The sequence below is a fragment of the Allobosea lupini genome, assembly GCF_900109525.1.
Classification (GTDB): domain Bacteria; phylum Pseudomonadota; class Alphaproteobacteria; order Rhizobiales; family Beijerinckiaceae; genus Allobosea; species Allobosea lupini.
Genome location: NZ_FOAN01000004.1, coordinates 425,438 through 449,964, shown reverse-complemented (window position 1 = coordinate 449,964; position 24,527 = coordinate 425,438). Strand labels below are relative to the sequence as shown.

The 24,527-nt window shown below is 67.5% G+C and carries 26 protein-coding genes; 13 read left to right on the top strand and 13 right to left on the bottom strand.

Translation table 11 applies throughout. The annotated features are described in order from the left end of the window. The 9 genes from BMZ21_RS14785 to BMZ21_RS14745 form a co-directional block, all read right to left on the bottom strand. Window positions 1-615, bottom strand: a complete 615-nt coding sequence (locus tag BMZ21_RS14785; protein WP_091835641.1) for a LysE family translocator — start codon at window positions 613-615, stop codon at window positions 1-3. 124 nt (window positions 616-739) lie between these two features. After that, window positions 740-1,867 carry a DNA replication/repair protein RecF gene (gene recF / locus BMZ21_RS14780; RefSeq protein WP_244543847.1) on the bottom strand — a complete coding sequence of 376 codons (1,128 nt, stop codon included), beginning with the start codon at window positions 1,865-1,867 and terminating at the stop codon, window positions 740-742. A gap of 15 nt (window positions 1,868-1,882) precedes the next feature. Beyond that, entirely contained in the window at window positions 1,883-3,001 is a 1,119-nt protein-coding gene (dnaN, locus tag BMZ21_RS14775) for a DNA polymerase III subunit beta (RefSeq protein WP_091835634.1), read from the bottom strand. 137 nt (window positions 3,002-3,138) lie between these two features. Further along, entirely contained in the window at window positions 3,139-4,653 is a 1,515-nt protein-coding gene (dnaA, locus tag BMZ21_RS14770) for a chromosomal replication initiator protein DnaA (protein WP_244543846.1), read from the bottom strand. Between the two features lie 789 nt (window positions 4,654-5,442). Continuing rightward, entirely contained in the window at window positions 5,443-5,709 is a 267-nt protein-coding gene (gene rpsT / locus BMZ21_RS14765) for a 30S ribosomal protein S20 (protein ID WP_091835631.1), read from the bottom strand. A gap of 169 nt (window positions 5,710-5,878) precedes the next feature. Continuing rightward, a complete protein-coding gene (locus BMZ21_RS14760) occupies window positions 5,879-6,274 on the bottom strand; it encodes a RidA family protein (protein ID WP_091835628.1) in 396 nt (131 codons plus the stop codon). Then, on the bottom strand, window positions 6,271-7,269 hold the full coding sequence (locus BMZ21_RS14755) for a threo-3-hydroxy-L-aspartate ammonia-lyase (protein ID WP_091835625.1): 999 nt from the start codon (window positions 7,267-7,269) through the stop codon (window positions 6,271-6,273). Before BMZ21_RS14755 ends, BMZ21_RS14760 begins: the two co-directional genes overlap by 4 nt. Before the next feature lie 118 nt (window positions 7,270-7,387). Next, a complete protein-coding gene (locus BMZ21_RS14750) occupies window positions 7,388-8,161 on the bottom strand; it encodes an enoyl-CoA hydratase (protein WP_091835621.1) in 774 nt (257 codons plus the stop codon). A gap of 118 nt (window positions 8,162-8,279) precedes the next feature. Beyond that, window positions 8,280-8,693, bottom strand: a complete 414-nt coding sequence (locus tag BMZ21_RS14745; RefSeq protein ID WP_091835618.1) for a nuclear transport factor 2 family protein — start codon at window positions 8,691-8,693, stop codon at window positions 8,280-8,282. Between the two features lie 131 nt (window positions 8,694-8,824). Between BMZ21_RS14745 and BMZ21_RS14740 the strand changes: the two genes are divergently transcribed. Both BMZ21_RS14740 and BMZ21_RS14735 read left to right on the top strand, forming a co-directional pair. After that, window positions 8,825-9,682, top strand: a complete 858-nt coding sequence (locus BMZ21_RS14740; protein ID WP_091835615.1) for a LysR family transcriptional regulator — start codon at window positions 8,825-8,827, stop codon at window positions 9,680-9,682. 69 nt (window positions 9,683-9,751) lie between these two features. After that, window positions 9,752-10,225, top strand: a complete 474-nt coding sequence (locus BMZ21_RS14735) for an SRPBCC family protein (RefSeq protein ID WP_091835611.1) — start codon at window positions 9,752-9,754, stop codon at window positions 10,223-10,225. Here BMZ21_RS14735 and BMZ21_RS14730 read toward each other — a convergent pair whose 3' ends face one another. Further along, window positions 10,226-10,807 (bottom strand): chloramphenicol phosphotransferase CPT family protein, encoded by a 582-nt coding sequence (locus tag BMZ21_RS14730; protein WP_091835608.1) that lies wholly within the window; start codon window positions 10,805-10,807, stop codon window positions 10,226-10,228. A gap of 5 nt (window positions 10,808-10,812) precedes the next feature. Further along, on the bottom strand, window positions 10,813-11,703 hold the full coding sequence (gene mutM / locus BMZ21_RS14725; RefSeq protein WP_091835605.1) for a bifunctional DNA-formamidopyrimidine glycosylase/DNA-(apurinic or apyrimidinic site) lyase: 891 nt from the start codon (window positions 11,701-11,703) through the stop codon (window positions 10,813-10,815). Between the two features lie 95 nt (window positions 11,704-11,798). Between mutM and ubiE the strand changes: the two genes are divergently transcribed. The 3 genes from ubiE to BMZ21_RS14710 all read left to right on the top strand — a co-directional run bounded on the left by ubiE (window position 11,799) and on the right by BMZ21_RS14710 (window position 15,093). Beyond that, a complete protein-coding gene (gene ubiE, locus BMZ21_RS14720) occupies window positions 11,799-12,560 on the top strand; it encodes a bifunctional demethylmenaquinone methyltransferase/2-methoxy-6-polyprenyl-1,4-benzoquinol methylase UbiE (RefSeq protein WP_244543845.1) in 762 nt (253 codons plus the stop codon). Between the two features lie 151 nt (window positions 12,561-12,711). After that, window positions 12,712-14,271, top strand: a complete 1,560-nt coding sequence (ubiB, locus tag BMZ21_RS14715) for a 2-polyprenylphenol 6-hydroxylase (RefSeq protein WP_091836082.1) — start codon at window positions 12,712-12,714, stop codon at window positions 14,269-14,271. Window positions 14,272-14,454: 183 nt separating this feature from the next. Then, entirely contained in the window at window positions 14,455-15,093 is a 639-nt protein-coding gene (locus BMZ21_RS14710; protein WP_091835600.1) for a L,D-transpeptidase, read from the top strand. A 9-nt stretch (window positions 15,094-15,102) separates the two neighbouring features. Here the strand turns inward: BMZ21_RS14710 and BMZ21_RS14705 are convergent, their stop codons facing one another. Then, window positions 15,103-15,987: an aldose epimerase family protein gene (locus BMZ21_RS14705; protein ID WP_091835597.1), complete on the bottom strand. Its 885-nt coding sequence runs from the start codon at window positions 15,985-15,987 to the stop codon at window positions 15,103-15,105. Between the two features lie 190 nt (window positions 15,988-16,177). Between BMZ21_RS14705 and BMZ21_RS14700 the strand changes: the two genes are divergently transcribed. The 4 genes from BMZ21_RS14700 (at window position 16,178) to BMZ21_RS14685 (ending at window position 20,307) form a co-directional block, all read left to right on the top strand. After that, window positions 16,178-17,074: a 2-dehydro-3-deoxygalactonokinase gene (locus BMZ21_RS14700; protein WP_167561641.1), complete on the top strand. Its 897-nt coding sequence runs from the start codon at window positions 16,178-16,180 to the stop codon at window positions 17,072-17,074. Further along, on the top strand, window positions 17,071-17,979 hold the full coding sequence (locus BMZ21_RS14695) for a ribokinase (protein WP_091835591.1): 909 nt from the start codon (window positions 17,071-17,073) through the stop codon (window positions 17,977-17,979). The genes BMZ21_RS14700 and BMZ21_RS14695 overlap by 4 nt, the downstream gene beginning before the upstream one ends. Window positions 17,980-18,151: 172 nt before the next feature. Then, window positions 18,152-18,673, top strand: coding sequence for a retropepsin-like aspartic protease family protein (locus BMZ21_RS14690; RefSeq protein WP_091835588.1), 522 nt, complete (start codon window positions 18,152-18,154; stop codon window positions 18,671-18,673). Window positions 18,674-18,807: 134 nt separating this feature from the next. Then, the gene (locus tag BMZ21_RS14685; protein ID WP_091835584.1) at window positions 18,808-20,307 is read left to right on the top strand and encodes a phosphomannomutase/phosphoglucomutase; all 1,500 of its coding nucleotides are present in this window, start codon (window positions 18,808-18,810) and stop codon (window positions 20,305-20,307) included. A 23-nt stretch (window positions 20,308-20,330) separates the two neighbouring features. Here the strand turns inward: BMZ21_RS14685 and BMZ21_RS14680 are convergent, their stop codons facing one another. Next, window positions 20,331-20,876, bottom strand: a complete 546-nt coding sequence (locus tag BMZ21_RS14680) for a pilus assembly protein N-terminal domain-containing protein (protein WP_091835581.1) — start codon at window positions 20,874-20,876, stop codon at window positions 20,331-20,333. 426 nt (window positions 20,877-21,302) lie between these two features. Between BMZ21_RS14680 and BMZ21_RS14675 the strand changes: the two genes are divergently transcribed. From BMZ21_RS14675 to BMZ21_RS14660, 4 genes are all read left to right on the top strand, one after another. Beyond that, window positions 21,303-21,467: a Flp family type IVb pilin gene (locus BMZ21_RS14675; protein ID WP_091835578.1), complete on the top strand. Its 165-nt coding sequence runs from the start codon at window positions 21,303-21,305 to the stop codon at window positions 21,465-21,467. A gap of 159 nt (window positions 21,468-21,626) precedes the next feature. Next, on the top strand, window positions 21,627-22,139 hold the full coding sequence (locus BMZ21_RS14670) for an A24 family peptidase (protein WP_091835575.1): 513 nt from the start codon (window positions 21,627-21,629) through the stop codon (window positions 22,137-22,139). A gap of 125 nt (window positions 22,140-22,264) precedes the next feature. Next, the gene (cpaB, locus tag BMZ21_RS14665; protein ID WP_091835573.1) at window positions 22,265-23,041 is read left to right on the top strand and encodes a Flp pilus assembly protein CpaB; all 777 of its coding nucleotides are present in this window, start codon (window positions 22,265-22,267) and stop codon (window positions 23,039-23,041) included. After that, entirely contained in the window at window positions 23,038-24,522 is a 1,485-nt protein-coding gene (locus tag BMZ21_RS14660; protein ID WP_091835570.1) for a type II and III secretion system protein family protein, read from the top strand. The genes cpaB and BMZ21_RS14660 overlap by 4 nt, the downstream gene beginning before the upstream one ends. The last annotated feature ends 5 nt before the right edge of the window (window positions 24,523-24,527 follow it).

The window sequence follows — 24,527 nt, the reverse complement described above, 5'->3', positions numbered from 1 at the left end:
TCAGCCACGCGCCGCGATCGCCGCCGCAGCGCCCGCCATCACGCCGCCGGTGACGCGGTTGATCCGGCGCATGGTGCGCGGGCTCGCCACCAGCCGGCGCGCCCTGTCGGCGGCGAAGGCATAGCCGAGCAGGGTGGTGTTGATGATCAGCATGGTCAGCACGGCGACCTCGGCGAAGGCCAGCGGCGTGATCGCCTGCAGGTCGACGATCAGCGGCAGGATCGAGACGAAGAATACCATCACCTTGGGATTGCCGAGCGTCAGCGCGACGCCGCCGAGGAAGAGGCGGATACCCTCGCCGCGCATCGCCGGCTGGTCTTCCAGGCTCCTCACCGGCGCGGTCCAGAGCTTCCAGGCGAGATAGACGAGATAGGCGCAGCCGGCATATTTGATGATCAGGAACAGGCCGTGGAAGTTCTGCATCAGCAAAGTCAGGCCGAGCGCCGAGAAGGTCAGCCAGATCAGGTCGGCCGCGGCGATGCCGAGCACGAAGGGCACGGCGCGCCGGAACCCGGTCGAGAGCGAGCGCGCCACGATCGCGGCGATGCCCGGCCCCGGCGAGGCGACGGCGAGGAAATAGACACCGGCGAAAACCAGAAGCCCGGCGAGATCCATCGAGCGTTGCTCCCCAAAAAGACGTTGTTGGCGCCATGCTAGCAGCAAGCCGATCCCGCGTCTTATCGGCAAGCGTGATGGCGCTGATCAGCGACTTTGACGCATCGCCGCCGCACCACCGCTGTCAGGAGACGGGGTGGACCTCGCCCGGCGTGACCAGCAAACGCTGGGCTCCGGCCGGGAGATCGCCGAACAGGGCCGGGTCTGCGCCGGTCATCCAGACCTGGCAGCCGAGCTCGGCCAGCGCTCCATAGAGCGCCGCCCGCCGGCGCGGATCGAGATGGGCGGCGACCTCGTCGAGCAGGACGAGCGGCGGCAGCTCGCTCATCCTCGCGACCAGACGGGCATGGGCGAGCACCAGTCCAATCAGCAGCGCCTTCTGCTCGCCGGTCGAGCCTTGCCCGGCCGGGATATCCTTGGCGGCATGGCGCACGGCGAGATCGGAAGCCTGCGGGCCGGCGAGCGTGCGCCCTGCCGCCTTGTCGCGCGGGCGCATCTCCCGCAGGAGCTCGCGATAGCGATCCTCGGCGTCGAGCGCCGGCAAGGTCGCGACCAGAGCGTCGATCTCGCCTTCCAGTGCGATCTCGGCCTGCGGGAAGGGCGAAGTCTCGTCCGCGGTCTGCGCGATGATGGCGGAGAGCCGGGCCACTGTCTCGGCGCGGGCGGCCGCGACGGCGACGCCGAGCTCGGCGATCTCGCGCTCGACCGCGTCGAGCCAGCGCTGCTGGTGCGGGCTCTCGTCGAGGATGCGGTTGCGCGAGCGCAGCGCCTTTTCCAGCGCATTCGAGCGCGTGCCATGCCCGGGATCGACCGCCAGCACCAGCCGGTCGAGGAAGCGGCGGCGATCGCCGGCGGCGCCGCGGAACAGCCCGTCGAGATCGGGCGTCAGCCAGACCAGCCTGACATAGTCGCTGAAGGCCAGCGCCGAGCCGGCCGGGGCGCCGTCGATCCGGGCGATCCGTGCCCGCCGGCCCTCGGCATCGGGCGGCTCCAGGCCGATGCCGAGCCGCGCCCCGTCATCGGTGAGACCGATCGAGGCGGCGAAGCCGCCATCGCCGGGCTGGCGGACCATGTCGGAGAGATCGGCGCGCCTGAGGCCGCGGCCGGGCGCGAACAGCGACAGGGCCTCGAGCAGATTGGTCTTGCCGGCGCCGTTCTCGCCGCACAGCGCAACGAGCCGACCCTCGATCGCGAGATCGAGGGTCGGATAGGAGCGGAAATTCTGCAGCGTGAGGCGTGCGACCGCGGTCAAGATGCGCTCGCGGGATCAGACCCGCATCGGCATCAGCACATAGAGGGCCGAAGCGCCTTCGCGGTCCTGGATCACCGTCGGCGAGCCCGGGTCGGCGAGCTTGAGCAGCGCAGTGTCGCCGTCAAGCTGGGCGGCGATGTCCATCAGATAGCGCGCGTTGAAGCCGATATCGAGCGGGCCCGCGTCGTAGTCGACCTCGATCTCCTCGGTCGCCGAGCCGGAATCGGGATTGGTCACCGAGAGCGTCATCCGGCCATCGGCCATGGAGAGCTTCACGGCGCGGCCACGCTCGGACGAGATCGTCGAGACGCGGTCCACGGAGGCCGCGAAATCGCTCCGGTCGACGGTGAGCAGCTTGTCGTTCCCCGAGGGGATGACGCGCTGATAGTCGGGGAAGGTGCCGTCGATCAGCTTGGAGGTCAGCACGACCTCGGCCGTGGCGACGCGGATCTTGGTGGCGGAGAGCTCGATCTGGACCTCGCTCTCGCCGTCCTCCAGCAGCTTCTGGATCTCGGCCACGGCCTTGCGCGGCACGATCACGCCGGGCATGCCGAGCGAGCCCTGTGGGGCGGCGGTGTCGACGCGGGCGAGGCGATGGCCATCGGTCGCAACCGCGCGCAGCACCGGGCGCCCGTCGACGTCGATGGCGTGCAGATAGATGCCGTTGAGATAGTAGCGCGTCTCCTCGGTCGAGATCGCGAACTGGGTCTTGTCGATCAGGCGCTTGAACTCGCCGGCCGGCAGCACGAAGCGGTGCGCCATCTCGCCGGCGGTGATGTCCGGGAAATCGCTTTCCGGCAGCGTCTGCAGGGTGAAGCGGGAGCGGCCCGAGCGCAGCACCATCTGGCCGGTCTCGCCGGTGGTCTCCAGCGAGACCTGCGAGCCGTCTGGCAGCTTGCGGACGATGTCGTAGAGCGTGTGCGCGGGGACCGTGGTCGCGCCGGACTCGACCACGTCGGCCGGCACGGTCTCGACCACCTCGATGTCGAGGTCTGTCGCCTTCAGCTTCAACCCATCCTCGCTGCCGCGCAGCAGGAGATTCGACAGGATCGGGATCGTGTTGCGCCGCTCGACGACACGATGGACATGCCCGAGCGACTTCAGGAGCGTGGAGCGTTCGACCGTAACCTTCATGGCGTCTTCTGGCATGCTGGCGCCCGCGGCGAGCCGGCAGGCAGAAAGGTGGCCCGCGACATTGCCGGACGGCCGGGCCGCGCGCAAGGGCGCGCGAGCCCGCCTGCACAGTTAACGCAGAAGGGGAGGCTGACGCCTCACTCCTGCAGCATGCGCTTCAGGAGGTCGACCTCGTCATGGAGGAGACGGTCCTCGACGATGGCCTTCTCGATCTTGCGCACCGCATGCAGCACGGTGGTGTGGTCGCGCCCGCCGAAGCGGCGCCCGATCTCGGGCAGCGAGCGCGGCGTCAGCGCCTTGGCGAGATACATCGCGATCTGGCGCGGCTTGACCACCGCCGCTGTCCGGCGCTCCGACAGGATGTCGGCGCGGCTGACATTGTAGCGGGTCGCGACCAGCTTCTGGATGTCCTCGATCTTGACCCGGCGCGGCTCGCGCGTCCGGACGAGATCGCGGATCGCCGCTTCCGCCGTCTCCATCGTCACGCTGGCGCCGGTCAGCGTCGCATGCGCCAGGATGCGGTTGGCGGCGCCGTCGAGATCGCGGCCATTGGTGGCGACGAGCTTGGCGACATAGGCGATCACGTCCGGATTGACGTGGAAGCTCGGATGGGCGGCCTTCAGCCCGTCGAGGCGGGTGGTCAGGATCTTGACCCGCAGCGCCTCGTCGAGCTCGCCGATCTCGACGACGAGGCCGCCGGCGAGCCGGGAGCGGATGCGCTCGTCGAGCGCCTCCAGATCGGTCGGCAGCCGGTCGGCGGCGACGACGATCTGCTTGCCGGCATCAATCAGCGCATTGATCGTGTGGCCGAATTCCTGCTGGATCGAGCGGCCCTGGATGAACTGGACGTCGTCGACGATCAAAAGGTCGATGCCGCGCAGCTTCTCCTTGAAGGCGAGCGCCGTCTGCGACTTCAGCGCGGCGACGAAGCCGTACATGAAGCGGTCCGCGGTGAAATAGGCGACGCGCTTGCCGTGCTGGCGCGCATCCTGGGCGATCGCCTGGATCAGATGCGTCTTGCCGAGGCCGACACCGGCATGGAGATAGAGCGGGTTATAGGGCGTCGAGCCGGCGGGCGCCGCCGAAATCCGCTCGGCGGCGGCGAAGGCGAGCGCATTCGACTTGCCGACGACGAAGCTCTGGAAGGTCATGCGCCGGTCGAGCAGCGTGCCGCAGGCGTCCATGGGGTCGCGATCGCTCGCCGGGGTGGCGGCCGAGGCGGGGGCGACATCCGACATCGGGGTGGCCGGGCGAGCCTGGGCCGGGCGCGCCCGCTGTGCCGAGAGGTCCTGGCAGGGCTCGCTGCTCTCTCTCGCCACCTGGCGCACCGAAAGGGCGACGCCGTTGGGCGCATCGAGCTCGGCCATGCAGTGCGCCCGCAGGCGCTCGGCATAATGGGCTTCGAGCCAGCTCTTCAGGAAGCGGGTCGGCACGGTGAGATGGGCGACGCCCTCGACGACCGCGCCGATCTCGACGCGCGCGAACCAGCTCGAGAAGACGTCCTCGCCGAGTTCGGCGCGCAGGCGCCGGCGGACCCTGTCCCACCGGTCCTTGGCCCCGGCGACGCTCGCCGGCTCAGTCGGGGCAAGCCTGGTCACCACAGGGGTGGCCGCAGCCTCAACCAGATTGCCAGTCTCCATCCGCTCGAACATTCCAATTGCCCCATTCCATTGTCGTGCATTTTGCCACCGCGTTTTCCGAGGTTGGCCATGCAGTGATCTGTTCATCGAGAAAAACGCTGCCCGCCTCCGGCGGCACGAAAGCCGCGAAGCGAGGTCTCCCCAACGCTTTTCGAGGTAGAGCCGCGCGCTCTAAAAAGATCGGCCGCGGCTATGACTAATTTCTAGGCCTTTAAATCTTTGAGACATAGAAGCGCATTCTTCCAACCCCGCCTGGTTGTAAGCCAAAACAATCAAAAATTCTTTGGAGAGGCGGTTGGACATCGCTGTCCGCCCGCCGATGAAAAGGACCTTACAGGGCGGCCTCGAACGGGGGCAATATCCCCCTCAGCCGGCTGCGTGGTGGAGGGGCGCTGCGACCAGTGTCTGCCCTACCGGAAGGTGTCTCGCAATCAGTTGGGGAAGTTAAGCTTTTCTTTACCGGGCGGGTCTCGTGCCGGCTCCGAATCTTTTTTTTCGGAGTCCCTCCACCGCGCCATCCGGCCCCCGGCGATTCACCCAGCTGAATTGCTTTGCCCACTAAGATGATGAAAAATATGGAGGAATTTTGTGCGGTCAAAAGTCCCGGGCGGGACGATCTCCGACCTCTAAATCGGCCTTGAAGTCAAGACCGTAAAGGCGTGGAAAGATTGCGGAATTACCGTTGACAGCGGGTGTTGCGCGGCGGCATCGGGGCGCCTCGCGCAAGCTCCCAGGCAAACAAAAACCCGGCCTTTCGGCCGGGTCGAAAACTGCTCGCAAATCCGCTCTGATGAACGGCGATCAGGAAGCCAGCGCACCGATACGATGTGCGAGACGCGAAACCTTGCGCGACGCGGTGTTCTTGTGAACCACGCCCTTCTGTGCGGCCCGCATCAGCTCCGGCTGGGCAGCCTGCAGGGCAGCGGCAGCGGCGCTCTTGTCGCCGGAGGCGATCGCCTCCTCGACCTTGCGCAGGAAGGTGCGCACGCGGCTGCGGCGCGCCTTGTTCACTTCGGTGCGCCGTACGATCTTGCGCGCGGCCTTCTTGGCCGAAGTCGTATTGGCCATGGTCTGTCCTCGTCCTCATCGCGGTGAGCGCCTGGCTATCGCCGGCTGGCACGACCACGGACCTTCAGTTGAAAATGCGAGCGACGGTCCTGCCGGAGCAAGACCGCCGCGAGGCCCGACCCTATAGTTCCTGCAGCGCTTGGCGTCAACGCCGGAATCGCTGACGTTTTCAACCCGCCTTGCGGCGGACCGCCACGGCCTCGATCTCGACGAGGTAGCCATGGTGCAGTTCCGGTACCGGGACGACGGCGCGCGCCGGCCGATGCGGTCCGAACGCCTCGGCATAGATCCCATTGAACTCTGGCCAATGCGCCGCGCCGACCAGATAGGCGGTGACTTTCAGCACATCGGCCGGGCCGCAGCCGGCAGCTGCGAGCACGGCGAGGAGATTGTCGAGCGCCTGGCGTGCCTGCACCGCGAAGGGTTCGCCGGCGGTATGGCTACCGTCGGGGCGCGGCGCGAGCTGGCCGGAGACGAAGACCAGGTCTTTGTAGGCGACGGCCTGCGCATAATGCCCCGCCGGCGCCGGGACATCGGGCGACAGGATCGTCTCGATCTCGCTCACGCGCCCTCGCCGACGAAACGGGCGAAGCTGGCGAGGTCGACATTGCCGCCACTCAGGATGACGCCGACGCGCTTGCCCTTGACCGGCACTGCGCCGGTGAACGCGGCTGCCGCCGCAAGGCAGCCGGTCGGCTCGACCACGAGCTTCATCCGTTCGGCGAAGAAGCGCATCGCCGCGACGAGGGCGGCGTCCGGTACGGTGACGATATCCTCGACGAGATCGCGGATGATCGGGAAGGTGTAATTGCCGAGGAAGGCGGTCTGGGCGCCGTCGGCAATGGTCTTGGGCACGTCGATCCTGACGATCTCGCCCTTGCGCAGCGACTGCTGGCCGTCATTGCCGGCCTCCGGCTCGACGCCATAGACCTTGCAGCCGGGATTGAGCGCCCTCGCCGCCAGCAGTGCGCCGGCGAGGAGCCCGCCGCCGCCGAGACAGACCAGCAGCACGTCGAGCTCGCCGGCCTCCTCGATCAGCTCCTTCGTCGCCGTGCCCTGGCCGGCGATGACGTCGGGATGGTCGTAGGGCGGGATTAGCGTCAGCCCGCGCTCGGCCGCCAGCCGGGCGCCCAGCTCGAGCCGGTCCTGCGTATAGCGATCATAGGTGACGACCTCGGCCCCATAGCCCTTGGTCGCGGCGACCTTCGCCGCGGGCGCGTCGAGCGGCATGATGATCGTCGCCGGTGTGCCGGTGAGCTTGCTGGCATAGGCGATCGCCTGGGCATGGTTGCCGGAGGAATAGGTCAGGACCCCGGCCTTGCGCTGCTCCGGCGTCAGCGCCGCGATGGCATTGTAGCCGCCGCGGAACTTGAAGGCGCCCATGCGCTGCAGGTTCTCGGCCTTGAAAACGAGATTGGCACCGGTGCGCTCATTGGCGGTGCGCGAGGTCAGCGCCGGCGTCCGATGCGCGACGCCGGCGATGCGCTGTGCCGCCGCTTCGACATCGGCATAGCTCGGCAGCGCGATGCCGTCGGTGAGGGAGCGGGCTGCGGCGGTCATGGCAATTCCTGCGTGCTCTTCAGAGTGAGCAGCCATGGTCCAGCAGCGCCGCGGGCCTTTCAAGTGAAAGAAACTGGCCCCGGCCATGCGTGGCGTTGAGCTGCCGGGGCCTGTGGCCTCAGTAGTTCTTGAATTCGGGCTTCCGCTTCTCGATGAAGGCGGCCATGCCTTCCTTCTGGTCGTGCGTGCCGAACAGCGCCGAGAAGACGCGGCGCTCGAAGCGCAGGCCCTCGGCCAGCGTCGTCTCGAAGGCGCGATTGACCGATTCCTTCGCCGACAGCAGCGAGGGCAGCGACTTCGAGGCAATCTGCTCGGCCGCCTTCAGCGTCTCGGTCATCAGCTCGGCAAGCGGCACGACACGGGCGACCAGCCCGGCGCGCTCGGCCTCGTTCACGTCCATGAAGCGGCCGGTGAGGCAAAGGTCCATCGCCTTGGCCTTGCCGATCGCATGGGTCAGGCGCTGGGTGCCGCCGGCGCCGGGGATGACGGCGAGGTTGATCTCGGGCTGGCCGAACTTGGCGTTGTCGGCGGCGATGATGAAATCGGCCATCATCGCGAGCTCGCAGCCGCCGCCGAGCGCGAAGCCCGCGACCGCGGCGATGATCGGCTTGCGGCGCTGGCCGATCCGGTCCCAGTCGGCGAACTTGTCGTCGAGATAGGTGCCGGGATAGCTGCGCTCCTGCATCGCCTTGATGTCGGCGCCGGCGGCGAAGGCCTTCTCCGAGCCGGTCATGACGATGCAGCCGATATTGTCGTCGCGCTCGAAGCCGTCGAGCGCCGCGTTGATGTCGGCGATGAGCTGGACGTTCAGCGCGTTCAGGGCCTGCGGCCGGTTCAGCGTGATGACGCCGACCTTGCCCTTCACCTCGACGAGAATGGTCTCATAAGCCATGGCAGCCTCCCAATGCGCTGTGTCCGGGCCAGGAATAGCGGCCACCCGGGCCGTGGTCCATGCGCGCGGACGCACGGCGCGATGCGAGCCTCGGCGCAGGCAGTTCGGCGCGAGACCTCTAGATCGGCGGCCCGTCCTGCGATTCGACATGAAATCCCTTCGAGGTGATCAGCCAGGTACCGTCGATCCGGTGCCAGGTCAGGTGGTCCACGAACACCATCGTGTTGACCCTCACTCGCACTTTCGTCATCGCCTGCGTCGTGGAGGCGAAGTCGATGAACAGAATCTCGTCCGCGCGCTCGGCGTTGACCGACTTCGGCGATTGGCGCTTGTCGAGAATGTCGCGGTAGACCGGCATCGGCCACGCCATCAACTTGCCGTCGCGAAAGCCGTGCAGCTGGGCCGTGGGCGCGAAGGTTTGCTCGAGGCGGGACGTGTCGCAGTCATACATCAGGTCGAAATAGGTCTCGATCGCCTCGGTCAGCTCCGCCACGGACGAGCCGTCGACCGCGGGCTCCCTGGTCTTCGTCATCGCAAACTCCTCCTGCTTTCCCCGCGAGCGGCGCCGGCCGTCGCCAAGGGCGTTCGTACTGGTTTGACGCTAGCGACAACCCAGCTATTTTTGAACGCTATTGACCCTGATTTCAGACATAACGAATGAAAATGACATCGGCTCCGCTCGACCTCGATGCCGTCCAGGCTTTCGTTCGTATCGTGGATCTCGGCAGCTTCACGCGCGCCGCCGAGGCGATGCGGACGACGCAGGCTGCCGTCAGCCTGAAACTGAAGCGCCTCGAGCAGCGGCTGGGATGCCGGCTCGTCGAACGTACGCCGCGGCATGTCGAGCTCTCGGCGCGTGGCGCGGCCTTCCTCGACCATGCCCGCCAGCTCCTGGAGGTGCATGAGCGCGCGCTGTCCGCCTTCGTCTCGGCCCGAGAGCGGCTGGTCATCGGCATCAGCGACCATGTCGCGGGGCCGGACCTCCCGGCATTGATCGCGCGCATGAACGCGCAGGACCCGCAGCTGGTGATCGAGATCAGGATCGGGACGTCCAGTGAACTGCTCCAGAGCTTCGACCGGCGTGAGCTCGACACGGTGATCGTGCGCCTGCATGCCGGGCGCAGCGATGGCGAGCAGCTTGCCGACGAGAAGTTCGGCTGGTTCGCGGCGCCAAGCTGGCAGCATCGCCCGGGCGAGCCGCTGCCGGTCGCCACCATGGCCGAGCCGTGCGGCGTGCGCGTGATCGCCGGGCGCTTCCTTGACGAGGCCGGCATATCCTGGACGGAGAGCTTCGTCGGCGGTGGCGTCACGGCGGTCGTGGCTGCCGTCACCGCCGGGCTCGGGATCGCAGCATTGGCGCCGCGCATGCTGCCCTTCGGCGCGGTCGATGTCGGACAAAGGCTCGGTCTGCCCGATTTGCCCCGCCTGCCGATTCTGCTGCACACGCGGGTCAGGGATGGGCGCCCGCGCGATGCCCTCGCCGCGCTTTCGGCCGCATTCAGGAGCGTGGTGAAAGGCTAGTCGCCGCAGTTGGTCCCCTTGGGCCACCTCGCGCGTTGATCGGGCACGGCCGCCGAGCAGGAGGTGCGCATGACCGGCAAAACCCGAACCGATACCGCCTCGCGCCTCGTCAAGGCCTCGCCCGGGGCGGTCTACAATGCCTTCGCCGACCCGGCCGTGCTGTCGCGCTGGCTGCCGCCGAAGGGGATGCGGGCGACGATCGAGCGCTTCGAGCCGCATCCGGGCGGCAGTTACCGCATGGTCCTGACCTATGACGATCCAAGCGGGGCTCCCGGCAAGGCTACGGCCGACAGCGACATCGTCGAAGGTCGCTTCGTCGCGCTCGATCCTGGCGAGCGCATCGTCTGGGAGGTCGGCTTCGTCTCGGATGACCCGGCCTTGGCCGGCACGATGACGATGACCTGGCGCTTCAAGGAGGTGCGTGACGGCACCGAGGTGACGATCCTGTGCGAAAACGTTCCCGCGGGCATCGGCAAGGCCGATCACGATGCCGGCCTGCGCTCGACGCTGGAGAACCTCGCGCGCCTCATCGAAAACGCCTGATCAGGCGGCCGGCCCGGCCTCGGCGAGCAGGCGTTGGAAGGCCGAGGGCGTCGCGCGCGAACGCCAGGCGGCGATCAGCCTGTCGGCATTGGCCTCGGGCGCGACGGCCGAATCCAGCTCGGCATCGTAGCGGCAATAGCTGTGAACCTGGTGGAAGTCGCGGCGGGCATCGCCGATTCGCCGGTCGCCGCGGGCGGCCTCGCGCCGTTCCAGCTCGCCGAGATCGCAATGCAGGCCGACGAAGAATACGTCCTGCCCCGCCAGAAGTCCGGCCAGACGCAGCAGCCAGGCGCGGCTCTCCATGATGTGCTCGACGATCAGATTGTTGCCGCAGCGGACATAGGCGAGCAGCGACTGTTCGAAGCCCTCGAAGAAGGCGTCGCGCATCGCGGTCCACTGGAATTCGCCGCTGCGGATGCGCGCTGTCGGAAGCACGCCCGAATCGCGCAGATGGTCGATCGAGATGTGCCAGAACGGCTCCTCGATCCGGGCCTGGACGGCGCGCGCCAGCGAGGATTTGCCGCTGCTGGAGGCGCCGTTGAGCAGGATGATCCTGCCGCTCGGCCGAGGCGTGTCCGGCATGATCCTCAGCCCCGCTTCTGGCAGCTCTCGCAATAGAAGGTCGAGCGGCCCGATTGCACGAGACGCTTGACCAGATGGCCGCAGCCCGGCGTGACGCAAAGCTCGTCCTCGCGGTCATAGACCTTGAAGCGATGCTGGAAATAGCCGAGCGAGCCGTCGGCATGGGCGAAGTCGCGCAAGGTCGAGCCACCAGCGGCGACCGCCTCCTCCAGCACATCGCGGATGATCTGCGCCAGCAGATGCGCCTTGTCGCGCGGCCTGCCGGTCGGCGTCGCCAGCGAGCCAGCCTCGGCCTCCGGATGAAGGCCCGCGCGGAACAGCGCCTCGCAGACATAAATGTTGCCGAGCCCGGCGATCAGGCGCTGGTCGAGCAGCGCCGCCTTCAGCGGCGCGATCTTCCCTGAGAACAGCTTCGCCAGGAGCTCGCCGGAGAGCTCGTTGCCGAGCGGCTCGATGCCCATCCCGGCGAAATGCTTGGAGGTTTCGAGCCCGGCGCGGGGCAGCAGATCCATGAAGCCGAAGCGGCGGACGTCATTGTAGGTGACGCGGGCGCCCGAGCCGAGATGGAAGACGACATGGTCGTGGATCAGGTGCCGGCCGATCTCGTTGTAATAGGCGCCGGGCTCGGTCGGCTTCGTGCCCGGTGCCTCGACGATGAAGCGCCCGCTCATGCCGAGATGCATGACCAGCGCCTGGCCGTCGTCGAGATCGGCGATCAGGTATTTCGCCCGCCGCGACAGGGCTTCGATGCGCCGGCCGGTCAGCCGCTCGGCGAAGCGCTCGGGCAGGGGGAAGCGCAGATCGGGCCGATTCTGCTCGACGCGTGCGAAGCGCTCGCCGAGCATGGCGGGCTCCAAGCCGCGCCGGACGGTTTCGACCTCGGGAAGTTCAGGCATGGCATCGGCTCTTCAGCATGCGTCGAGAGGGCCCGCGACAAGCCCCGACGCTTTCGCTATTCATCGCCTCACCCGAACACAAGAGCGGCCCAACCGTGACAGCAGCCTCCGACACCACCCATTTCGGCTTCGAGAACGTGCCGCTCGGCGAGAAGCAGGCCAAGGTCGACGACGTCTTCCACAAGGTCGCCGGCCGCTACGACCTGATGAACGACCTGATGTCGGCCGGGCTGCACCGTGTCTGGAAGGAAGCTTTGCTCACCGCGCTGAAGCCGCCGCGCGACCGGGCCTTCCATCATCTCGACGTTGCCGGCGGCACCGGCGACGTCGCCTTCAAGGTGCTGGAGGAGGGCGGCCCTCAGACCGATGTCACCGTGCTCGACATCAACGCCGAGATGCTGGCCGTCGGCCGCGAGCGCGCGAACAAGCGCTTTCCGGAGGATGAGCGCATCCGCTTCGTCCAGGGCAATGCCGAGGAGCTGGCGTTGCCGGACAACAGCTTCGACGCCTATACGATCGCCTTCGGCATCCGGAACGTGCCGCGCATCGAGAAGGCGCTGGCCGAGGCCTATCGCGTGCTGAAGCGCGGCGGCCGTTTCCTCTGCCTCGAGTTCAGCCATGTCGACGTGCCTGTCCTCGACAAGATCTACGAGGCCTATTCGTTCAACGTCATCCCGCCGATGGGCAGGATGGTGACGGGCGAATCCGAGCCCTACCAGTACCTGGTCGAGTCGATCCGCAAGTTCCCGCGTCCGCAGGTCTTCGCCAACATGATCGCGGACGCCGGCTTTCGTCGTGCCAGCTTCACGCCGATGACCGGCGGGGTCGTGGCGCTGCATTCCGGCTGGAAGCTGTGAGTGAGGCTGAGGCCGTGACTGCCCACCGCCGTCATGCTCGCCCTTGTGGCGAGCATCCACGTCTTGAACACCGCGCTGCCCGAAGGAAGACGTGGATGGTTGGGGCAAGCCCGACCATGACGAGGAAGGCGCGTTCCGCGTTGCTATCGGCATGATCTCCGCGCTCGCCCATCTCGCCCGCTCGGCGCGGGTCGGCTTCGTGCTGGCGCGCGAGGGCGCGCTCGCGCTCGTCGATCCGTCCGTGCTGCCGCCGGCGGCGCGGGGCCTGATCGCGCTCGGCCGCCTGATCGAGCGGCGCGGCGCCGGCTCCTCCGCGACGAGGCTTGCCGCGGCGCTGACCCGCCTCGGCCCGTCCTATGTCAAGTTCGGCCAGTTCCTGGCGACGCGGCCCGATGTCGTCGGCATGAAGATCGCCGAGGATCTTTCGGCCCTGCAGGACCGGATGGCGCCCTTCCCGATGGCGCAGGCCCGCGCCGCGATCGAAGCCGCCCACGGCAAGCCGGCCGAGGCGATCTTCGCCGAATTCGGCGAGCCGGTCGCTGCCGCCTCGATCGCGCAGGTCCACCGCGCCCGCCGCAAGGACGGCAGCGAGGTCGCGGTCAAGATCCTCAGGCCCGGCATCCGCGACCGCTTCCACCGCGACCTCGCGGCGATGCGCTTCGGTGCGCAGCTCGCCGAGAGCCGCTCGCCCGAGGCGCGGCGCCTGCGCTTCGTCGCCATCGTCGAGACGCTGGCGCGCTCGGTCACCATGGAGATGGACCTGCGCCTGGAGGCGGCGGCGCTCTCCGAATTCGCCGAGAACACCAGGGAGGATGCCGATTTCCGCGTGCCGGTGCCGGATTGGCAGCTGACCGCCCGCGAAATCCTGGTCGACGAATGGATCGACGGCATCCGCCTCTCGGATGTCGAAGCGCTGCGTGCTGCGGGGCACGACATGGTCGCCCTCGGCCGCAACGTCATCCAGTCCTTCCTCAGGCACGCGATCCGTGACGGCTTCTTCCATGCCGACATGCATCCGGGGAACCTGTTCGTCGATGCGCAGGGGCGGCTCGTCGCGGTCGATGGCGGCATCATGGGCCGGCTCGGCCACAAGGAGCGGCGCTTCCTCGCCGAGATCCTGTTCGGCTTCATCACGCGCGACTATCGCCGCGTCGCCGAGGTGCATTTCGAGGCCGGCTATGTGCCGCCGCACCATTCGGTCGACGACTTCGCCCAGGCGATCCGGGCAGTCGGCGAGCCGATCCACGACAAGCGCGCCGACGAGATCTCGATGGCGAAGGTGCTGACGCTGCTGTTCGAGATCACCGGCCTGTTCGACATGGCGACGCGCACCGAGCTCGTCATGCTGCAGAAGACCATGGTCGTGGTCGAGGGCGTCGCCCGCACGCTCGATCCGCATCTGGACATGTGGACCACGGCCGAGCCGGTGGTGCGCGACTGGCTGACGCGCAATCTCGGCCCGATCGGGCGCATCGAGGATGCCGGCCGCAGCGTCCGCACCCTGGCGGTGAGCCTCGCCAACCTGCCGGAGACGGTCGGCCGGGCCGAGCGCGTGCTCGGTCAGCTGGAAGAGTCGTCGCGCCACGGCTTCTCGCTCGACGAGGCCAGCATCCAGGCGATCGGCCGGGCGGAAGCAGCGCGCAACCGCTGGGGCAACTGGGCGCTCTGGCTGATCGCGGCGCTGCTCGCCTGGATCGTGTTCTTCGACTAGCGCAGGACAGTCGCTTCAACAGGACGCGACTGGAAACCATTTTAGCGGTTTCAGCTTTACAAGCATCGGCCCCTCGGGATTCCTTTAGGGCAAGGCCGGGGCTGGCTTCGCATGGCGCACGCGCCCGAGCGACAGCGACCAAAGAGCCGTTTTCTTCAGGTTGCGTCGTTCAGGAGTCGCGTCATGTCCCGCCTTCTCGGCATTCTCGCTTTCTTATGCGCCTCGCTCGCCGGCCTCGCCGCGGCGCAGGCCAAGGTCGATGTCCGCGTCGATATCGCCAACCAGCGCATGAGCGTCGCCACCAGCGATGGCGAAACCTACAACTGGGCGATCTCGTCCGGCCGCAAGGGCTTCCGCTCGCCCAACGGAGTCTATCGCCCGACCCGGCTCGAGCGCAGCTGGTACTCGCGCAAATATGGCGGGGCGATGCCCTATGCCGTGTTCTTCCGCGGCGGCTACGCCATCCATGGCACGACAGCCGTCGGCGCGCTCGGCCGCCCGGCCTCGCATGGCTGCATCCGCCTGCATCCGGCCAACGCCGCCAAGCTCTTCGCGCTGGTCAAGAAGCACGGCGCTGGCGACACGCGCATCGCCTTGAACGGCGCCGCGCCCGATAATCTCTCGCGCTTCGCCAAGGCGTCCTCGGGCGGCAAGCACAAGATCGCCAAGGCCAAGATCAAGACGCAGAAGGCCGTGCTGACCGCCAAGCAGCAGCGCCAGGGGCCGGCCTGGGGCGAAGCACGCGAGCAGATGCTGCTCAGACCGGCCATCCCGGCCGGCGCGATCGGCTTCCAGCCGTTGTCGGGGCCGGGCTGGCGCTAGCTTCGAGGTTCAGATCGCCTCGGCGGCGATCCGCACCCAGCCTGCCAGCGTCTCGCCCGGTTGCAGCCGGGAGAGCGGCGAGGCCTCGCGCACGATCTTTTCGCTCGGCGCTCCCGCGGCGTGGCTCTGCGGCTCGGCGCAGAGGAAATCGACGCCGGCCGGCGCCCAGACCACGGGATAGCGCAGGTTCTCGCTCGCGCTCAGCGTGATGGCGAGGCCGGTCGAGGGCGTCTCGATCCGGGCGGTACCGTCCCAGCCGAGGAAGCTCCAGGCGGTCTCGGCGCCGGTGGCGAAAACCGGGTTGCCGGCGTAGGGGCCGCCATCGCCGAAGGCTTGCTTGCCGGTGGCGCGGAACTGGTCGCCGAAGATCAACGCGCCGGTGGCCGTCATGCGCAGGCGGGTGTCGGCGGCGCAGGGAAACCAGGGATGCAGGCCCATGCCGAACGGTAGGGCCTGGTCGGCCTCGTTGGTCAATCCAAGTGTCACGGTCATACCGTCCTCGCCCAGCCGGATCTCTTGCCTGGCGAGGTAGCGATAGGGATCCGCGCCGTCCGTCCGGCGGTGCACCAGCAGGGTATGACCGGCGGACTGTTCCTCGACCTGCCAGGCGGACTGCCAGCCGAACCCGTGGATCGTCCCGGCGGGATTGTTCGAGGGCACGCTGAAGCGGGTATGGCCGTCGTCGACCACACTGTCGAAGGCGCGGTTGGCGAAAGGTAGCATGGCCCAGGCCCCGAACTTGTTCGGTGTCTCCGTCTGCGGCGCGACACCCGCGGGCGCATGAAGAAGCGGCAGCGTGGTCCCGTCCGGCTTCTGCCAATCGAGCGTGGCGATCGTCCCGCCGGCGTCGGGGGCGATCCGGGCCTTATAGCGGCCTGACGAGAGCGTGAGCATGGCAGTGTCCTTCGGCAATCGGAGGGACGAACGCGGCACCCGCTCCCCTCGCCTCGATTGCGCCGGCACGAGGTATCGTCAAGGGCCGGCCGGGCTTGACCGGGCCGCGCTGGCCGGGGAGATTCCACGCCTCTTCGCTTCGCCTCGGCCGGAACGCCGGACAAGCCATGCAATTCCGCCGGAGCCTGCCATGCCCACACCCCTGATCGCGCTCGACTGGGGCACGACGCGAGCCCGCGCTTTCCTCGTCGGCGAGGATGGCGCGGTGCTGGGCAAGCGCGTCGCCGATCGCGGCATCCAGTCGGTGCCATCTGGCGGCTTCCCGGCCGCCTTCGCGCAGATCGCCGGCGAGTTCCGCCAGGCGCGGCCCGACGCGGCCGTGCTGCTCGCCGGCATGGTCGGCAGCCGCAATGGCTGGGTCGAGGCGCCCTATGTCGCCTGCCCGGCGAGCCCGGACGAGATCGCGGCAGCCGGCCTTGCCGTCACGCTCGACGACGGCACGCGCGCCACCATCCTGCCCGGCCTCTCCTGCGATGAGGGCGCCTTCGACGTGATGCGCGGCGAGGAGACGCTGATCGTCGGCCTTGGGCTCACCGACGGCGTCGCCTGCCTGCCCGGGACCCATTCGAAATGGGCTGAGGTCAAGGGCGGCCGCATCACCCGCTTCGCCAGCTTCATGACCGGCGAGATCTACGGCCTGCTGCGTGAGCACTCGATTCTGTCCCGCCTGGCGACGGAGCCGGTCGGTGACGATGCTGCCGAGGGCGCAAGGCGCGGGCTCGCCGCAGCGCAGCGGCCGGGCGGCCTGCTCAACGCCGCTTTCCACGCCCGCAGCGATGTCCTCGGCGGGCGCATGCAGGGCGGCGCTGTCGGTCCCTACCTCTCCGCCCTGCTGGTGGCGCAGGAGATCGAGGGTGCCCGCGCTTTGTTCGGCGACCTCGCCAATCTGCACCTGGTGGCGGACGGCGTGCTCGCCGGGAGCTATGGCCGGGCGCTGGCCGCCGCGGGGCTCGACCATGGCCTGACCACGCCCGAGGATGCCTTCGTCGCCGGCGTCACCCGCCTCGCGCGGGGCCTTGCGGCATGATCACCGTCTTCGGTTCGCTCAATGTCGATCTGGTCACGCCCGTCGAACGCCTGCCCGGCGCCGGCGAGACCGTGCTTGGGCCGGGCTATGCGCTGCATCCCGGCGGCAAGGGCGCCAACCAGGCGCTGGCAGCCCGCCGCGCCGGCGCCGAGGTGACACTGGTCGGTGCCGTCGGGCGCGACGGCTTCGCCGAGATCGCGCTTGGGCTGCTGGCTGAGGATGGCGTCGACCTCGCCCATGTCGCGCGCGTCGAGGCGCCGACCGGCGCGGCCTTCATCGCCGTCGATGCGGCCGGCTCCAACCAGATCGTGGTCGCGGCCGGCGCCAACGCGCTGGCCAAAGCCGATGCAGTCGAGACGCTGCGGCCGGGCGAGGGTGACCTGCTGCTGCTCCAGCGCGAGGTGCCGGAGGGCGAGTGCCTGCGGGCGGCGCGGGCGATGCGCGCCGGCGGCGGCCGGGTCGTCCTCAACCTCGCCCCGGCCGGCGAGCCTGCGCCGGAACTACTGGCTCTGACCGACATACTGATCGTCAACGAGCACGAGGCTCTGATCCTCGCCGGCTCGCTCGGCTGGAGCGAGACCGAGCCCGACGCGATCGCCCGGCGTATCGACGGTGAGCGCGGCATCGCCTGCATCGTCACGCTAGGGAGCGCGGGCGCGGTCGGCTGGCATGGCGGAGTTCGGCGCCGGCTCGAGGCGCCGGTCGTCGATGCCGTCGATACGGTCGCGGCGGGGGACAGCTTCGTCGGCGCCTTCGCCGCGGCGCTGCAGGCCGGCTTCGGCTTTTCCGGCGCGCTCCAGCGCGGGCTTGCCGCCGGCTCGCTCGCCTGCACCGTTGCCGGCGCCCAGCCGAGCGTGCCCCGTCGCGAGGCGATCGAGGCCCTGGCCGGCAAGAGCGTCCTGTAGCGAGCGAGCTTTGTCTCGAATGCGACCGACTCCGGTGACGACCGATTAGGACTGAACGCGCTCGGCGAAGCGAGACCGCGCCGGCGACGCTGGTTTCGGCGCCTCGGTTTACTCTTGGTCAGCACCTTTGTCGGCAGCGTCGCCGGGACGAGGCGGGAAAGGGAAATCGATCATGGCCCAGCGGCCGGTCCTGTGGTTCCTGGGCGTTGCCGGGATCGCCGGCCTTGCCGCTTTCCATGCGGCGGGCAGTCTCGACCGGATGACGAGCGCGGCCCCCGCACCCGCGAGCGCGGCTTCGAGCCCAGCAATGCCGGCGACGGCCGAGCGCGTGCTGACGGTGAATGCCGATTATCGCGGCCACTATCTCGTCCATCCGTCGATCGACAACTATCGCGTCAGGATGATGGTCGACACCGGCGCGAGCCTGATCGTGCTGACCGACGGCGACGCGCGGGCGCTCGGGATCAGGCCCGACCGCTCCGCCTACTCAGTAAGTCTCGGCACGGCCAACGGTGTGGTGCGAGGCGCGAAGACGATGCTGCGCGAAGTCCGGCTCGGCGACATCTCGGTCCGCGATGTCGAGGCCGTGGTGATGCCGGCCGGCGCGCTCTCGATCAGCCTGCTCGGCACCTCCTTCCTGCGCCGACTGCGCAGTTATCAGGTCGAGGGCGGCCGCATGGTCCTGCGCGGCTGAGCGGCGCGTGTCGGTTCCCAACGTCGTGACGATCGGCTATGCCGGCCTTGCGTTCCCGCCCTGTCATGCTCAGGCTGCATTCATGTAGCCTGTGGCCTGCTCGCTGCATGATGTCCTCGAAACTGGATGGCCCGATGTTTCCGAAGCCCCTGCCCGAGCTCTTCCCCAACACCTTCGAGTACGAATCGCTGCCGATGGTGAAGCCGACCGGCTTCCGCGAATACGATGCACGCTGGTTCTTCGGGAAAGAGCTCAACCTGATGGGCGTGCAGGCCGTCGGCATGGGGCTGGGCACGCTGATCAGGCGCATGGGCGTCAAGCCCGAGATCGTCACCGCCCATGACTTCCGCAGCTATTCCTCCTCGATCAAGATGGCGCTGGTCACCGGCCTGATGGCGGCCGGCTGCAAGGTCCACGACATCGGCCTCGCCATGTCGCCCATGGCCTATTTCGCCCAGTTCGAGCTCGATGTGCCTTGCGTCGCGATGGTGACCGCCTCGCACAACGACAATGGCTGGACCGGCATCAAGATGGGCGCGCAGCGCCCGGTCACCTTCGGCCCGGACGAGATGGGGCAGTTGCGCGACATCGTGCTCGCCGGCGATTTCGACCTGCCGGGCGGCGGCTCCTATCAGTTCGTGCCCGATTTCCCGGCGCGCTACATCGCCGACCTGACGAACCGTCCGAAGATCACGCGCAAGCTCAAGGTCATCGCCGCCTGCGGCAACGGCACGGCCGGCGCCTTCGCGCCGCAGATCCTGGAAGCGCTGGGCTGCGAGGTCATCCCGATGGATGCCGAGCTCGACCATACCTTCCCGCGCTACAATCCCAACCCCGAAGACATGAAGATGCTGCACGCCATGGCCGATGCCGTGAAGCAGCACGGCGCCGATGTCGCGCTCGGCTTCGATGGTGACGGCGATCGCTGCGGCGTCGTCGACAACCATGGCGAGGAGATCTTCGCCGACAAGATCGGCGTGATGCTGGCACGCGACCTCGGCAAGCTCAATCCGGGCGCGCAGTTCGTCGTCGACGTCAAGTCGACCGGCCTGTTCTCGACCGATCCGGAATTGCAGAGGCTCGGCGTCAAGACCGACTACTGGAAGACCGGGCACTCCTACATCAAGCGCCGGGTCCGCGACCTCAATGCACTCGCTGGCTTCGAGAAGTCGGGCCACTTCTTCTTCAACGCCCCGGTCGGGCGCGGCTATGACGACGGTGTCGTCACCGCCATCGCCGTGATCGACATGCTCGATCGCAACCCGGACAAGTCAATGGCCGAGCTCTATGCCGCGGTACCGAAGACCTGGGGCACGCCGACCATGGCGGCCAAATGCGCCGACGAGATCAAGTACGGCGTCAGCGACAAGATCACCCAGCGCATCCAGGCGATGCAGGCGGCGGGCGACAAGATCGCCGGCCAGAAGATCGTTGACGTCATCACCGTCAACGGCGTGCGCGTCGTCAACGAGGACGGCACCTGGGGCCTGATCCGTGCTTCCTCGAACAAGCCGGAGCTGGTCGTGGTCTGCGAGAGCCCGGTCTCTGAAGCGCGTATGCGCGAGATGTTCAAGGCGATCGACGGCGTTCTGCGCGAGAACCCTGAGGTCGGCGCCTACAACCAGACGATCTGATTGCTCTCGCGCGGGGCGGGGAGCTATTTCTTCTCCGCCCCGGTCGCCGCGGCGTTGCGAGCCCCACTCTGGCCGCTGGTGCCGTCGAAGAACGCCTTGGAGTCGCCGAGCTGGGCGCTCGGCTGGCAGCTCGGCGTGCAGGAATAGCTCTCGCGCTCGAGGCCGCGCTGCACCGTCAGGATCGAATCGCTGGCGGCGCCGACACGGACCGAGGATTCCGCCAGCAGGGCGCCGGTCGCGTCGAGCGCGATCAGGTTGGTGACGCCGTAGCTCTTGCCGGTCACGATCATCACGCCGTTGCGCTGGACGGTGACGTCGGCGATCGCCGGATTGCCGACGATCACCGTCTGGGCCTTCTCGGGCAGTCGCAGCACCTTGGCGTGATCGACCGTCACCTGGACCGCTTCGATTCTTGCATCGCCGGTTTCACCCCGCGTTTCCGGGGCCGGCGCTGGAATAAGCCGGGCCTGCGCGCGCACGACATCGGCCGAAAGGCTCGAGCCGCCAGCCGCTAAGAGTCCGGCAAGGGCCAGCCTCTGGAAGGATTGGAAGAGCCGCGATCCCGGCATCACAATGGACCTCGCACGCGTCTCAAGGTTTCGAACGCGACGAGGAAAGCCGAAAATGATGAATGGATTGCTAAGATGGCGATTTCCCGAGCCAATCCGGCTCCCGCGTCGGTGCTGGAAGCCTGATCGCCCACAATGAAGAACGCTTTGTGGTGCCGGCGCGCGCACGCTAACGAAGCGTCATGCGGCGTTTGTCTGATTTGCAGGGCGGGTTTTATTTTAAGTATCGAAGGGTTTATACCTCTCGTTAACTGACGCGCCGCGCTAAAAGCGTATTAACCATCGAGTGAAGACCTATAAAATTCGGCGAATTATTGGGTCTCTTTAACTGATCGGCAAGACGGGCGCCGTACTGTCACTCCTGTCGCTGACCGAAGCCATCTAGAGCGAAGGCAGCAGTCAAACGTGGTGCAAAGGAGCTACCCCATGAAGAATCTGTTCGCGCGCTTCGCTAAGGACGAGTCGGGCGCCACCGCCATCGAATACGGCCTGATCGCCGCCCTGATTTCGGTCGTCTGCATCGGCATCTGGGGCACGATCGGCTCCAGCCTGACCGCGAAGTTCGGCCTGATCAACCAAGGGCTCCAGTAAGCGTCTGCCTAGCGGTTACTCTCGAACGCTGCGAAACGCCCTGGGATATCCTGGGGCGTTTTGCGTCTGGGGTTCGGAGCTGCTCGGCGGCCGAATTGGTAAGCCTTTGGTGAGGCAGTCGCGGCAAGATCGCATGCGACTCCTTATCGGATACTTATGATGTCGATCTCGTTTTTCCTGATCCTCGTCGTCTTTCCCGCGGCCATGGCTTACGCCGCGGCCAGCGATATGGTGTCGATGACGATCTCCAATCGGCTCTGCCTGGTTCTCGTCGCCGGCTTCGCGATCTGCGCGGGGAGCGTTGGCTTGAGCTGGATGCAGCTGGGCTGGCATCTGGCTGCCGGCTTCCTCGTCCTCGGCGTCACCTTCGGCTTCTTCGCGGCGGGCTGGATAGGCGGCGGCGATGCTAAGCTCGCTGCGGTGACGGCGCTCTGGTTCGGCTTCGATCAGCTGCTGCCCTATCTCTTCATCTCCGCGGTGGCCGGTGGAGTCCTCACCCTCGCGTTGCTCAGCCTGAGGAGTATGCCCTTGCCTCGCCCGGCATTGGGCTGGAGTTGGGCGCAGCGCCTTCACGACAAGGACGAAGGCGTGCCCTACGGCATCGCCCTCGCCTTCGCCGCGCTCGTCGTTCTGCCGGAGACGGCGATCTGGCGCGCCGCGATCGGTTCCTGACCGGGCGGCCACGCACCGGCACCGCCGATACGCACAAAAAGATACCTCCGGTTAACCATAAGTTGACGATTCGAAGGCCACGATCCGGCTGAGGGTTGGCGCATGCCGACCAAGGATCCTGCGCCATGAGTTCCGCCCGCATCATCATTCTCGCCATAGCGGTCGTCGCCGGCCTCGGGGCTGCGCTCCTGATCGGCCGACCGCCAAAGGTCACGACGCCGTCGGTGACGAAATACGAGCCGGCACCGACCGTCGAGGTGCTGGTGGCCGCCGCAGATGTCCCGCTCGGCAACAAGCTTTCGGCCGGCGATCTGAAATGGCTGGCCTGGCCGCTGGCGAGCCTGCCTACCGAGGTGATCCGCCGCCAGGACCTTCCCGGAGGCGAAGCCGAATTCATCGGCCAGATCGCCCGCGCGCCGCTGTACGGCTCGGAGCCGATCCGCCGCGATAAACTGCTCAAGGCCGATTCCGGTTTCCTTTCGGCGATCCTGCCAGCCGGCAAGCGCGCCGTCGCCATCACCACCGACAATCGCGGCGCCAACACCGCCGGCGGCTTCGTCCTGCCCAATGACCGTGTCGATGTGATCCGCACGAGCCGGGACGACAGCAACTCCAAGGATGGGTCGCCGCCGGTCAGCGAGACCCTGATCGCCAATGTCCGCGTTCTGGCGATCGGCCAGAGCATCCAGGAGAAGAACGGCGAAAAGGTCGTCGTGGGCGAGACCGCGACGCTCGAGCTCGACCCGAAGCAGGTCGAGGCCGTGACGCTGGCACAGAAGACCAGCAGCCTCTCGCTGGCGCTGCGCAGCCTGCAGGATGCCGGCGATAAGAGCACTCCGGTCGATGACGGCGGCCTCACGCTTGTGCGCTACGGCGTCGTCACCAAGGCGGTGAAGCCATGATGTCCATGTCGAACTCCAATCCGCTAGTGCGTCGGCCGCAGCGTGCCCTTGCATTGTCTCTGGCGATTCTGCCGCTGGCCTTGCCGCTTTGCGCCGGTCCGGCGCTTGCGCAGGGCAAGGGGGCGGCGCCGGTTCTGAACGTCGGGGCCAGCGAGCACGCGATTTCGCGCCGGCTCGATCTTTCGATCGGCCGCTCGTTGATCGTCGAACTGCCGCGCGATGCCAAGGAGGTCTTCGTCGCCAATCCCAAGGTGGCGAACGCAGTGGTCCGCTCGGCCCGCAAGCTCTTCGTCATCGGCATGGCCGACGGCTCGACCTCGATGTTCGTGATGGACGCCGAGGGCAAACAGATCACGGCGCTGGAGATCGAGGTCGGCCGCGATCTCAACGTGCTCCGCACGACGCTGCGCACGGCCATGCCGGGCGCCGACATCCAGGTCAAACCGGCCGGGAATTCAATCCTGCTGGTCGGCAATGTCTCGAGCGCCTCCGAGGCGACGCAGGCCATGGACATCGCCAATGCCTTTGTCGGCATCTCCGGCGAGGGCGCGAACGCGACCAAGGGCGCGGTGATCAATTCGCTGACCATTCGCGGCCGCGACCAGGTCATGGTCAAGGTCACCGTTTCGGAGGTATCGCGCAAGGCGATCAAGCAACTCGGCATCAACTCGACCGGCGAGTGGAAGCTCGGCAAGTTCAGCATCACCCCGACGATCGACACCCCGTTTTCGCTGCAACCTCAGCAGCTGGCGGCAACCGCGATCGGCGCCGGCATCGGCAACTCGACCAACATAACGATGCGAGCGCTCGAGCGCGCCGGCCTGTCCCGCGTGCTGGCCGAGCCGACCGTGACGGCGATCTCCGGCGAGAGTGCCAAGTTCACTGCCGGCGGCGAGATTCCGGTCCCGAAAGGGTATTCCTGCGACACGACTAACCGCTGTAATCTCAACATCGAGTACAAGCCGGTCGGCGTCTCCCTGAATTTCACGCCGATCGTGATGTCCGAGGGCAAGATCTCGATGCGCATCGCCACCGAGGTCACCGAGCTCGATTTCGAGAACCAGCTGCGCCTCAACCCCACCGAGACAATCGCGGTCAACGCGCCAGGCTTCCGCGTGCGCAAGTCCGACACCACTGTCGAACTGCCGTCGGGCGGCACGCTGGCGACAGCCGGGTTGATCCAGCGCGTCTCGCGTCAGGCCATCAACGGGCTGCCGGCTCTGATGAACATCCCGATCATCGGTGCGATGTTCCGCTCCCGCGACTATCAGCGCGAGGAGACCGAGCTGATGATCGCCGTAACCCCCTACATCGTGAAGCCGGTCGGCCCCAACGGGTTGCAGCGCCCGGATGACGGCTTCGTCGAGGCGCATGATGCCCAGACGATCCTGATGGGCCGGTTGAACAAGATCTACGGGTCGACGAGCGGCGGGCCGATTCCGCAGGCCTACAAGGGCCGCGTCGGCTTCATCGCCGATTGATGACG

Coding starts and splice junctions, on each gene's coding strand:
- BMZ21_RS14730 (WP_091835608.1), bottom strand. CDS start 10,807: ATGCCGGACACGCCTCGGCCGAGCGGCAGGATCATCCTGCTCAACGGC.
- cpaB (WP_091835573.1), top strand. CDS start 22,265: ATGAGTTCCGCCCGCATCATCATTCTCGCCATAGCGGTCGTCGCCGGC.
- BMZ21_RS14735 (WP_091835611.1), top strand. CDS start 9,752: ATGACCGGCAAAACCCGAACCGATACCGCCTCGCGCCTCGTCAAGGCC.
- BMZ21_RS14685 (WP_091835584.1), top strand. CDS start 18,808: ATGTTTCCGAAGCCCCTGCCCGAGCTCTTCCCCAACACCTTCGAGTAC.
- BMZ21_RS14675 (WP_091835578.1), top strand. CDS start 21,303: ATGAAGAATCTGTTCGCGCGCTTCGCTAAGGACGAGTCGGGCGCCACC.
- BMZ21_RS14710 (WP_091835600.1), top strand. CDS start 14,455: ATGTCCCGCCTTCTCGGCATTCTCGCTTTCTTATGCGCCTCGCTCGCC.
- BMZ21_RS14695 (WP_091835591.1), top strand. CDS start 17,071: ATGATCACCGTCTTCGGTTCGCTCAATGTCGATCTGGTCACGCCCGTC.
- BMZ21_RS14700 (WP_167561641.1), top strand. CDS start 16,178: ATGCCCACACCCCTGATCGCGCTCGACTGGGGCACGACGCGAGCCCGC.
- ubiB (WP_091836082.1), top strand. CDS start 12,712: ATGATCTCCGCGCTCGCCCATCTCGCCCGCTCGGCGCGGGTCGGCTTC.
- BMZ21_RS14740 (WP_091835615.1), top strand. CDS start 8,825: ATGACATCGGCTCCGCTCGACCTCGATGCCGTCCAGGCTTTCGTTCGT.
- dnaA (WP_244543846.1), bottom strand. CDS start 4,653: ATGTTCGAGCGGATGGAGACTGGCAATCTGGTTGAGGCTGCGGCCACC.
- BMZ21_RS14680 (WP_091835581.1), bottom strand. CDS start 20,876: ATGCCGGGATCGCGGCTCTTCCAATCCTTCCAGAGGCTGGCCCTTGCC.
- BMZ21_RS14785 (WP_091835641.1), bottom strand. CDS start 615: ATGGATCTCGCCGGGCTTCTGGTTTTCGCCGGTGTCTATTTCCTCGCC.
- BMZ21_RS14745 (WP_091835618.1), bottom strand. CDS start 8,693: ATGACGAAGACCAGGGAGCCCGCGGTCGACGGCTCGTCCGTGGCGGAG.
- BMZ21_RS14670 (WP_091835575.1), top strand. CDS start 21,627: ATGTCGATCTCGTTTTTCCTGATCCTCGTCGTCTTTCCCGCGGCCATG.
- BMZ21_RS14755 (WP_091835625.1), bottom strand. CDS start 7,269: ATGACCGCCGCAGCCCGCTCCCTCACCGACGGCATCGCGCTGCCGAGC.
- BMZ21_RS14705 (WP_091835597.1), bottom strand. CDS start 15,987: ATGCTCACGCTCTCGTCAGGCCGCTATAAGGCCCGGATCGCCCCCGAC.
- dnaN (WP_091835634.1), bottom strand. CDS start 3,001: ATGAAGGTTACGGTCGAACGCTCCACGCTCCTGAAGTCGCTCGGGCAT.
- BMZ21_RS14690 (WP_091835588.1), top strand. CDS start 18,152: ATGGCCCAGCGGCCGGTCCTGTGGTTCCTGGGCGTTGCCGGGATCGCC.
- BMZ21_RS14660 (WP_091835570.1), top strand. CDS start 23,038: ATGATGTCCATGTCGAACTCCAATCCGCTAGTGCGTCGGCCGCAGCGT.
- mutM (WP_091835605.1), bottom strand. CDS start 11,703: ATGCCTGAACTTCCCGAGGTCGAAACCGTCCGGCGCGGCTTGGAGCCC.
- rpsT (WP_091835631.1), bottom strand. CDS start 5,709: ATGGCCAATACGACTTCGGCCAAGAAGGCCGCGCGCAAGATCGTACGG.
- BMZ21_RS14750 (WP_091835621.1), bottom strand. CDS start 8,161: ATGGCTTATGAGACCATTCTCGTCGAGGTGAAGGGCAAGGTCGGCGTC.